At 69.1% G+C, this 7,000-nt stretch carries 6 protein-coding genes and 1 pseudogene; 4 read left to right on the top strand and 3 right to left on the bottom strand.

Going from position 1 to position 7,000, the window contains the following annotated elements; all coding sequences use genetic code 11:
- The 3 genes and pseudogenes from AC1DP0_RS01590 to AC1DP0_RS01580 form a co-directional block, all read left to right on the top strand.
- Positions 1–138: pseudogene (locus tag AC1DP0_RS01590) on the top strand (IS256 family transposase); the annotation flags it as partial.
- A 74-nt stretch (positions 139–212) separates the two neighbouring features.
- Positions 213–407, top strand: coding sequence for a hypothetical protein (locus tag AC1DP0_RS01585; RefSeq protein WP_478082150.1), 195 nt, complete (start codon positions 213–215; stop codon positions 405–407).
- 594 nt (positions 408–1,001) lie between these two features.
- Complete coding sequence (locus AC1DP0_RS01580; protein ID WP_478082149.1) at positions 1,002–1,865, top strand: tyrosine-type recombinase/integrase; 864 nt, start codon at positions 1,002–1,004, stop codon at positions 1,863–1,865.
- Between the two features lie 93 nt (positions 1,866–1,958).
- On the opposite strand, the gene mobF is transcribed toward AC1DP0_RS01580, so the two are convergent.
- Together mobF and AC1DP0_RS01570 are read right to left on the bottom strand one after the other, a co-directional pair.
- The gene (gene mobF / locus AC1DP0_RS01575) at positions 1,959–4,907 is read right to left on the bottom strand and encodes a MobF family relaxase (RefSeq protein ID WP_478082148.1); all 2,949 of its coding nucleotides are present in this window, start codon (positions 4,905–4,907) and stop codon (positions 1,959–1,961) included.
- Between the two features lie 779 nt (positions 4,908–5,686).
- The gene (locus AC1DP0_RS01570; protein WP_478082147.1) at positions 5,687–5,833 is read right to left on the bottom strand and encodes a hypothetical protein; all 147 of its coding nucleotides are present in this window, start codon (positions 5,831–5,833) and stop codon (positions 5,687–5,689) included.
- A 31-nt stretch (positions 5,834–5,864) separates the two neighbouring features.
- Here AC1DP0_RS01570 and AC1DP0_RS01565 point away from each other — a divergent pair, with 31 nt between their 5' ends.
- Positions 5,865–6,554 (top strand): HD domain-containing protein, encoded by a 690-nt coding sequence (locus AC1DP0_RS01565; RefSeq protein ID WP_478082146.1) that lies wholly within the window; start codon positions 5,865–5,867, stop codon positions 6,552–6,554.
- On the opposite strand, the gene AC1DP0_RS01560 is transcribed toward AC1DP0_RS01565, so the two are convergent.
- A complete protein-coding gene (locus AC1DP0_RS01560) occupies positions 6,504–6,974 on the bottom strand; it encodes an NUDIX hydrolase (protein ID WP_478082145.1) in 471 nt (156 codons plus the stop codon). The two genes, AC1DP0_RS01565 and AC1DP0_RS01560, sit on opposite strands and share 51 nt — an antisense overlap.
- Between the last annotated feature and the right edge of the window lie 26 nt (positions 6,975–7,000).

The following is a 7,000-nucleotide window of genomic DNA, read 5'->3' as shown; positions in this document are numbered from 1 at the left end:
CAGCACGACGAGTGGGCTGAGCAACGCCGCTACCTCGGCCTCGAGGCACTGAAGAACGCCCGCACCGTCCTGACCGATCGCGAGGACAACCCCGAGGAGGTGAGCACCAACCTGATCGCCGGCGCCATCAACCCCTAAACGAACAACCTCGACGGATCACGTCGTACACCACCGACCCGGACTTGACCGTTCTTGCTCCGGAAGCCACCGAGGTGTCAGCACCAGACCCGCAGCTCGTCTACGCCTTGGGTGAGCTGCACCTCCGACGGATCGACCTTGCAGACGAGGTGCGAATCGTGAACCCCGATGGCTACATCGGAGAGTCCACCCGGCGCGAGATCGCGTACGCCCGCGCCATGGGCAAGCGCGTGACGTACTTCCACGAACCGGCCACGAAGGACAGGTAGTGCCCGGTCATGCCGCGGTGCACCTACTGCCGACGGACCACGCGGAGCAGAGGATCAGGCCGGAGCGGCACCCCTCGCCGGTCGCCGGACTAGCCTGAGTTGCATGTGTCCGAGTGCTGAACGGCGTGCGGCGTGGGAGACCGTCAGTGCCTATCACGAAGCGCAACTTGCCCTTCTACTGGAGCGAGTCGGGGTCGAGATCGATCGTTTCCGCGGCGGTGAATTGGACGCGTTCGAGCCAGACCAGGTCTTGTTCCAGTACTCCCGGGCGGCCAAGGAACTCTGGAAGTTCTGCAATGGCGTGGACGTCGAGTGGGTGGCGCGTGACATCCGTGAGCGGGCACCGGGCCAGTGGTGGGAGCGTGGAGCACCTCGGCGACGCTGATCGAAGCCGTCCGATGGGCAGCTGCGGCAGCAGACTTCCGGCCCCGTGGACAGGCGCCAGCATCTGCCGCTCTGCAGGCGAACACCCGACCATGCCGCGGCGGGGTGCGTCGCCGCCGTTGTCGTCCTCGCATCGCCGCGCCACGCTCGGGGATGACTACTCACGAGAATGTTCTGGTTCCGACTCTACTTCCGCCCGAGGTTGACGCCTTGAGGCGCGCGGTTGCGGGGTACTTGGCCCGCTTCAAGGGCCAGTCCCGACTGCACACCGAGTCAGATCTGCGTGCCTACCTGACCTGGTGCCGCGAACGGAAGCTGGACCCGCTCGCCGCGCAACGGGCACACGTCGAGCTCTACGTGCGATGGATGCAGGAGATCCGCGGCTACAAGCCCTCTACCGTCAGCCGACGGATGGCCGTCGTGGCCGGGTTCTACCGCACCTGCGTCATCGACGCCGTCCTGGCGCACTCCCCAGCCGAGTACGTCCGCCGGCCCAACGTGCCCGCCGAGTCGCCGACCCTGGGTCTGACGCACCTGCAGTTCGAGGCCATGCTCTCCACCGCACGAGCGTCGGCGAACGTCAACGACTTCGCGTTGGTGGCGATGCTCGGCCTGCTGGGGCTGCGGATCTTCGAAGCGTGCGGCGCCAACATCGAGCACCTCGGCGAGGAACACGGYCACCGCGTCCTACGCGTGCACGGAAAGGGCGGCAAAGTCGTCCTGACACCGTTGCCCAGAGCCGTCGCCCGCGCGATCGAGCGCGCCGTCGCCGGACGCGCGGGCGGACCGATCCTGCGTACCAGCCGCGGCACCCGGATGGACCGACACTGCGCCACCCGGCGACTGCACCACCTCGCCGACACCGGCGGCGTCCACGTCGCCCGGATGCACCCGCACATGCTGCGGCACACCCTCGTCACCACCATGCTCGATGCCGGCGTCGACCTGCGCGACGTCCAGATCGCTGCCCGGCACGCGGACCCGCGCACCACGATGCGCTACGACCGGGCGCGCAAGAACCTCGACCGTCACCCCAACTACATTCTCGCCGCCTACATGGCCTCGGGCACCTGAGGGCGGCCGCCTGGGTGGGCGACGGCGTTCACCAGGCGAGCACAGTCAAACGTGTCTACCGGACAGGCCGCTCCCCCGGCTTTGATCGGTGGACTACAACTCTCGGGGAGCCGAGTCGAGCGTTGCGGCGCGGGCACGCCGGGTCCGGTGAGCAGCGAGAACTGCGGCGCCCTCGGCCTCCAGTCGTCCAGAGTTGAGGCTGTTGTCGCGTTCCCTCCTGCCCGTTTCCGTCGCGCTGAGGTCTGCACTCGAACGCGACAACACCTGCTGGAGGACCATTGACGGATCCATGGCGGAGGGCGGCTCATGCGCTGTTGGCGCGTCGGGGTCGTACATCGTGTCGACGTACAGCACGTTGCTCTCCCGGCCGCGGGTGGCCATCACGTAGAGCGGTTCCCGCATCGTCGTCGCGGTGACGAAGGCGTGGGTCGTGTCGACCGTCCGACCTTGGGCGCGATGCGCGGTGGTCGCATACCCGAGCTCGACGTGGTGACGCACGTACTCGCCGCCCAGTCGCGCCACTCCCCCACCCGACTCCCGCCGAACTGTCAAGCCCCCGTCCGTGTCGACGGCGGCGACGACCCACTGGTCTCCGTTCTTCACCCAGCCCGTGGACGAGCGGAGGTCGCGCTGGTTCTGCCGGGTCACGACGACGTCTCCCACACCGATCGCCGAGCCGTCGGCCGAGGTCACGCCTGTCTCCCCCACCGCACCATCGGCGACTCTCCTCGCACGGGCTCGGCGGTTCAGGTCCGCCACGGTGGCGGTGTCGGCGGCCACCATCAACGACCGGCGGCCGGCCCGGATGTCGTCGCTCCAGTTCGCGAACAGCTCATCGAGCATGGCCTCCCGGTCACCACCGTGGACGCGTCCGTGCAGCGTGTACTCCGCAATGGCGCTCTTGGTCCCCGCGCGGAGCTTGAGCGAGGCGTCGCGTTCCCATTCATGCCGGAACCGGCGCACATCGTGCAGTGAGGGCGTGTCGTCTCGGTCGGTCGCGAGCAGCTTGAACGCGCCGCCGGCCGCGACCGGGGACAGCTGGGCCCAGTCTCCGACGAGGAGCATCTTGGCGCCGGCGGTGCGGGCGTATGCCGTCAGCGAGTCGAGCTCGAACGTGCCAGCCATGGACGCCTCATCGACGATCACCAACTGGCCTCGACGCAGAGCCCACCGGTCGATCTCGGCGGCTACCTGACGCGCCCGCTGCATCAACCCACGCGTGCGCAGCGAAGGGCTGGCACGGTCGAGCGCCTCTCGCAGCTCGTCGAGCTCGGCGAGGCGCGCGGGTTGTCGGGCTGCCTCGGTCAGCCACTTGGCGGTGTTCTCGGTCGGCACGCCGACCGCCTCGCACAGCACCTCCGCGGCCGCCGCCGACGGCGCCAAACCCACCACCGACCCGGGCCCAAACTGTGACTCCCAGACGGCTCGGACACCGGCCATAGCCGTGGACTTGCCTGCGCCGGCGGGGCCGACGAGCACGTCCAGCGCACGCCCCGACGTCGCAACCTGGCACACCGCCGCTGCCTGCTCGGCCGACAAGGCATGGTCCCGACCGGGCAGCTGTGCAGCGCTCACCGTCGCTGCATGTGGCTCGTCGACTACCGGCCCATCGATGGTGCGGCCCGCGGCCAACAGCCGTTCCTCGGCATCGAGCAGCGCCTGGGTGGTGTAAACCTCAGAGTCGCGCGGGCGGAAGCGGGATGTGCCGTCCGGGCGTCGCAGCTCGTCCGGGACGTAGGCCAGGTCGAGCGGCGTGAGAGCGACGGCATGCTGCAGTCCGATCGCCGTGATCCGCTCTGCAACAGCGGTCCGATCGGGCGGGGAGGCGAACCGGACGCCGTGGATCTGGCGCAGCACCTCCGCGAAGACGTTGGATCGAGTGAAGGTCGACCGCTTCCCGGACACGACCTCGAGCGCGACCCGCGCCGCATCCTCGAGCATCCCCTCAGCCAGGTCGCCGGCGCGCAGCAAGGGCAGGTCGTTGCGCTCCGCGAGGTCAGCCACCCACGCCTGCGGCTCCTCCCCCATGAAGGGCTGAGCCCGCGTCCGCCACCCCGCCACCAGGTCGCTCAGCGAGTGCAGCTCCTTGGCCGGGCGGGTCTCCAGCGTCGCCCGCTGCCGCAGCTGCAGCACCTCCCGGGGTGTCGGCTGCCGACCGTGCCCGGCCGCGAAGTCGGCCACCAGCGCGTCCTTCGCGGCATCGATCTCCGTGCTGCGCTGCGAGAACTCCGCCCGCAGCGCCTCCCCCACCCCGGTGACCTCCCACTTCTCCACCGGGGAGTGCCGCCTCCGTTCCGGGGTCCAGCCGTAGCCGAGATCCGCCGTCACTAGGTCGGCGAGGACGCCGTTGTACAGCTCCGAGAGCCCCACCGATGCCCGGAAGAGCGCCTTGCTGTCGAGCGTGCGCCACTGCCCGTCCGAGGTGGTCTGCACCCGGTTGAGCACGACGACGTGGGTGTGCAGCTGTGGGTCCCCGGAGCGGGAGTCCCAGTGGTCGAATGCGGCGGCGACGACCCCTCGCACGTCCTCCGAGACGACTCCGCCGCGTCCGGTGCGGGTGGCGAAGACGGTGCGCTCGGCGTACTCGATGACGAACTCCAGCGCCGCCACATGGGCCGCGTGGATGCGCCGTCGGGTCGGCTCGTCGGCGAGCCCCCAGGCCACCGACACCGACTTCGGGGCACTGAACGTCAGGTCGAACCCGGCGACGGTCTTCGGCGCCTTCCGGACCCGCTGCAACCCGTCGACGTACGCGCTCCGCTCACCTCCCGGGGCACGGCCCAGCGGGTCCCCGGTGACCGGGTCCTGCAGCATCCCGAGCATGCGCCACAGGTGCTCCTCACTCACCGTCGACCCCAGCGTGATACCACGGCCGCTTTCGAGGCCGGCCAGGCCGGCGCCGAGGAACCGGCCGGGTGGGGTGCCGGGCTCGGTGTAGTAGGCAGCGAGTGGTGATGCCGTGCGTCCGGCGGCGTCGCCGCGCGCGACCGAGGCCATCAGGTATCGGTAGCCCGAGCCCAGCGTCATCCGTCGGATCGACATCGTCACCCCCGGCGAACCCCGCCGACGGGGCACCCGCGGGCCCAGCGGCCACCTTGGTGCCAGACGTGTGGAGCGAAGGATGGGCGTAAGTGGCGCGGCAGCGTGCGTGCGGTCTGCGGACGTGTTCGGCGGGGATCGATGGACAAGTCGAGAGCCGGCACGCGTGAGACCGGTGATCGGCGGCTGGGACGGCGCCGGGGGGGCGTGCGAGCGGGGACCCGACGCTGGACCGTCCGACATAGTCGTGCGTATATGCTTCCGGGGCCGGCGTCCGCTCCCCTGTGCGGGCGCCGGCTCTTGTCTTCCTGGTCGCAGGTCGAGGCCGTCGAACACTTGTTCGGACGTTGCGAGACACTGGGTAGATGGCTGGTGGATCGGGACGAGGGCATGAGCACCCCATTCCGCTACCGCCGCCGGCCCGCCAGCACTGCTGGGTGACTGGTCCGGCCTCGTCGCGGGGACCGCACCCGGGGCTGGTCGTCGAGTGGTCACGCCGGGATGACGGGTGGTGGGCCCTGGTCACCTATGTCATCGAAGCCGACGCCGCTGTGGTGCAGCAGTGGCTGCCGGCGCACCTGCTCACGCCGACCCGCCCTCCCCGACGGTGACCCCCTTATCGCGTGATGTGAGGACAAGGACCGCGCGAGGAAGGACTACTGATGCGACACCCCGTAGACCACGGAGCCAGGCAGCGCTTGCTGGAAGCTCAGCGCGCCGAGGCGGACGCGCTGCGAAGGGTCCAGGCTGCAGCCAGAGGCTGCGACGCAGTCCGGAGTCGTCTAGCGACCGCAGACGCCAAGCTGCTCGAGGCTCAACGAGGACTGGTGCGGACGTCGGGAGCGGCTCGAGCCGCTCTGCTGCTGGGCGTCGACGAGGCGACGCTGCGCCGGGAACTGCGTCGCACTGACGACACGACGGAAAGGCACACCTCCTCGCCTCCACCCAGTGATGACATCGATGCTCAAGCTGACGTCTGACCAACGTCCCGATGCAGCGCTCGGGGCAGCCATGCTTTGTCACGTCCTCGCCGCCGTGGATCACCGAGATCAAGGGTCGGGCAGGATGATGGGGATGGAAAGCGACGAAGCAAGCGACCTGGCGGCCCGCCATCTGGCCGACATGGGCTCCCGCTGGGCCCACGTCCAGGCAATGGGGCACCTGGCCGACGCTCTCGCGGCCGAGGGCCGGGTCTCAAGCGATGTAGCCACCGCGGCCTGGCTTCACGACGTGGGCTACGCACCTGAGCTCGCCCACACGGGATTCCATCCGCTGGACGGAGCCCGCTTTCTGCAGGGGCTCTCGGTGCAAGCCAACGTGGTCGCACTGGTAGCCCATCACACCGGAGCGGCATACGAGGCCGCAGAACGCGGTCTCAGTGGCGCCCTGACGGCATTGCCCAGCCCAATTCTGACGGACCTGGAGGAACTCAACCTCCTTGATCTGGTGATCGGTCCGGATGGTTCTCCGACGACCACGTCGGCACGGCTTCGCGAGGTCCTCGAGCGTTATCCCGCCAACGACCCCGTGCACCGCGCTGTTGCTGTTTCGCGCCCCGCCCTTCTTGTCGGAGCGGACAGGGCTCGCCGTCGACTGGGTCTACCCGATGAATGGCCGCTCTCTGTCACTGAGGGCATGCTCGAGGCGTAGGCGCATGGAAGGGTGGATCGAAAGCGAGTCGATCTCCGCGCGCGTCAACCACTCGACCTCGCTGCTCTCGCTGCTAGTGCGTCGATCGCCTCCGACCAGCCGGGCCTTGAACGCGATCGAGAACTGTTGCCTGACCTCGCCGTCGTCATAGGCCATCACGTGCCGCGGGTTGGTGTAGATACCGGTGATGGCTTCGACTGTGACGTCGTAGCCGGTCTCTTCCTTGACCTCTCGCTCGACCGTCTCGGAGATGGACTCACCGGGCTCGTGGCCGCCACCTGGCAACGCCCACTTGTCGTTGTCGGTCTTGTGGATCATGAGGACCCGGCCGTCCTCCCGCTGGACGATCGCCACGACCGAGGGCACGACGCTGTTGATGGCGGGTGCCTTTGGGTCGTCGATGTAGTCAATGCGTCCCATGCTGATCGAGCCTATCTGCGCGGCGG

The organism is Terrabacter sp. P5_B1, from assembly GCF_056400505.1.
Note: the sequence above shows the minus strand (reverse complement) of the source record. Positions and strands in the feature narration are given on the sequence as shown.